1 protein-coding gene and 1 pseudogene are annotated in these 1,135 nt (G+C 44.8%); both read right to left on the reverse strand.

The features are described from left to right. Positions 1 to 809: alpha-ketoacid dehydrogenase subunit beta (locus A3761_RS25185; protein WP_082870383.1), on the reverse strand; the 809-nt coding region annotated here is incomplete at its 3' end. Between the two features lies 1 nt (position 810). Then, positions 811 to 1,135 (reverse strand): annotated as a pseudogene (locus A3761_RS28265) (hypothetical protein); the annotation flags it as partial.

A 1,135-nucleotide genomic window follows, 5' to 3' on the forward strand; every position in this document is an offset into this window, starting at 1 on the left:
GTTTTTTGAACCGACTGGATAATAGTGTCGTGGTCTATAGGAGAAATACTGGCAACGTCTATCACCTCACACTCAATCCCATCCCTAGCCAATAAACTTGCCGCTTGCATAGTTTCATTTATACTCGCACCCCATGAAACTAAAGTCATATCCCTTCCTTGACGCAATAGAAAGGACTTATCCAATGGCAAGCCTTCGCCATCATCCTTTACCTCACTATGAAATAAACGATAAATGCGCTTTGGCTCCAAAAATATAACAGGGTCATTGGAACGAATCGCTGACAAAAGCAGTCCATAAGCCCTTTTTGGAGAGCTAGGCTGTATAACCCGAATACCCGGAATATGCGCAAACATTGCCTCGGTACTTTCACTATGATGTTCGGGTGCATGAATTCCCCCGCCATAGGGGGCGCGAATAACCATGGGGCAAGAAAGGCGCCCACGTGTGCGATTACGCATACGTGAAGCATGGCTAACCAAGTGCTCCATTGAAGCATAAATGAAGCCCATAAACTGTATTTCTGCAACCGGACGCAGGCCTTGAGCTGCCATTCCTATAGTCATGCCTGCAATCATCGTTTCAGCTAGTGGTGTATCCATAACCCGACGCACACCATATGCTTCTCGCAAGCCCTCCGTTGCGCGAAAAACACCGCCATTAACAGCAACATCTTCGCCAAGCACAACCACTTCTTCACTTTCTGCCATTGCGCGATGCAATGCCATATTAACGGCCTCAATAATACAGACCTTCGATGCGCCAACACTTTCAGGAGCACAGTCATCTATTGCTTTAGTAAGATTCATATCATTCATGGCTATGCCCCTCCATATCAACTGGCTTCAACTTATCCTGAGCGTCGGTATTTTCAAACCTTGTCCCTTCACATTGCGGGCTTATTTTTTTAGTGTTTTTCATACCAAGCAATTTGACCTGCGCGTATTGGTCAAGCAGTGGCTCAGGTAGTGTTTCGAAGAGATAATCAAACATCGCCTCAGGTACGTCATCCTCCTCTATAAGATAGGCTTCAACAGCCTCACTAATTTTCTTCTTAATTCGTATGAGAAGTTCTTTCTCCTTGGATTCCGACCAGTATCCTTTAGACAGTAAAAAAGTTTTTAGTCTTGAAATA

The organism is Oleiphilus sp. HI0123 (assembly GCF_001635315.1).